Annotated in this window: 2 protein-coding genes; both read left to right on the forward strand. The window is 70.3% G+C overall.

What is annotated here, in order from left to right; all coding sequences use genetic code 11:
• Nucleotides 1–679: TolC family protein (locus BIS11_RS16520; RefSeq protein WP_253586578.1), on the forward strand; the 679-nt coding region annotated here is incomplete at its 5' end.
• Nucleotides 676–1,794 (forward strand): efflux RND transporter periplasmic adaptor subunit (locus BIS11_RS16525; RefSeq protein ID WP_253586580.1); only part of this gene is annotated, 1,119 nt, incomplete at its 3' end. The genes BIS11_RS16520 and BIS11_RS16525, both read left to right, overlap by 4 nt.

The raw sequence follows: 1,794 nt of genomic DNA on the forward strand, positions 1-1,794 counted from the left end.
GTATCCGGCCGGGGAGTTGATCACCCAAAGCGAGCTGCCGGACGTGCCGCCGCTGCCCTCGGCGGGCGTACCCGCCGAGCTGCTCGAACGCCGCCCGGACGTGCGCAGCGCCGAGTGGGCGCTGCGGGCGGCGGACTACCGCCTGACTGCCGCGGAGCGCTCGTTTCTACCGTCGATTTCCCTCACCGGCAGCGCCGGCTCGACGGCGAGCGAGCTGTCGGAGCTGTTCAGCAGCGGCACCTTCCTCTGGACCATCGCCGGCAACCTCGTGCAGCCGGTGTTCCAAGGCGGGCGGCTGCGCGCCCAGGCGGACATCGCCGACGGCCAGCGCGACGACGCCTTCTACGCCTACGTGGATACCGCGCTCACCGCGCTGTCGGAAGTCGAGACGGCGCTGGCCGTCGATGACCTGCTCGCCCGGCGCGAGGCCGAGAGCAATGCAGCCGCCGAGGCCGCCGAAGACGCGGTGCGCGTCTCCTTCAACCGCTACTTCCAGGGCATCGAGCCCTTCCTGAACGTGCTGGAAAGCTACCAGCGGGCGCTGGATAGCCGCAGCGCCACGCTCACCGCCCGCCTTGATCGGCTGGAAAACCGTATTGCACTGCACCTTGCCCTTGGCGGCGGCTTCGAGGCCGTGTCGCCGCTCGCCCCCTCCGTGACAGGAACGTCTGCGTTATGAACATGAAATCCCTTGGGTGGGCACTGGCGTGCCTGATGCTGCTGAGCGCCTGTGGCAGCAGCGACGAGAACACCACGGCAGACGAGGCGCCGCCCCAGGCGCCCGCGGTCAGCGTGCGCGTGGAGCCGGTCCAGACGACGACGCTGCAGCGCTGGGTGTACAGCCAGGGCACCGCGCGCTCCCTGCACCGGGAGTACCTGACGTTCACCGAGCAGGGCAAGGTCACCTTCGTGGACCCGGCACTGCGCGTGGGCATGCCGGTGGAAGCGGGCCAACTGATCGCCCACCAGGCGCCGGAACGGTTGGAGGCGGAGCTCGCCTCGGCGCGGGCAGCGCTGAACGAGGCGCAGGCCAACTTGCAGCTGGCCCAGGTGACCCAGGAGCGCTACCAGAGGTTGATCGACCAGCGCTCCGCCTCCGCCCAGGAGCTTGATCAGGCGCGCGTCGAGGTCCAGCAGGCGCTCGCCGCGCGCGACAGCGCTCGCGCCCAGATCGCTCAGGCCGAGCTCATGCTCGAGGAGTCACGGCTGGTCTCGCCCATCGACGGCGTGCTGGCGCGGCTCAACATCGAACAGGGCCGCTACTTCATGCCCAGCACCGTGGACACCACCACCGAGCAGGGCGCGCTTCAGACGGTGCCGGCGCTGGTGATCGACCCGGCAAGCTTCGAAGTGCGGGTGGATCTGCCCTCCTACAATTTCGGCCGCGTCGAAGAGGGCGCGCGCGTGATCATCGGCGCCCGTCCTCCGCAAGGCCCGGCGGACGCCGACCCGGAGTCGCTGAGCGAGGGCGAAATCGGCGAGGTCTACGCCGTCAGCCCGTCGCTCGACCCGCAGTCGCGCACCTTCGAGATCATCGTGCGTACCTCGAGCGAGCATCCGCGCCTGCAGGACGGTGCCTTCGTCGGCGTGTGGATGGCGGAGCCCGAGCGGGTCGACGCGCTGAGCGTGCCCTTCAAGGCGCTGCGCTTTCTCGATGACCGCGCCTTCGTCTTCGTCTACGACGAGGAGGCGGGCCGGGCCGAGGAGCGCAGCGTGACGCTCGGCCAGCAGGCCGGGGAGCGCCGCGAGGTGCTCGAGGGGCTCGCTGAAGGCGAGCGCGTGGTGACCGACGGG

The sequence above is a fragment of the Halomonas sp. 707D4 genome, from assembly GCF_024158685.1.
Classification (GTDB): Bacteria; Pseudomonadota; Gammaproteobacteria; order Pseudomonadales; family Halomonadaceae; genus Vreelandella.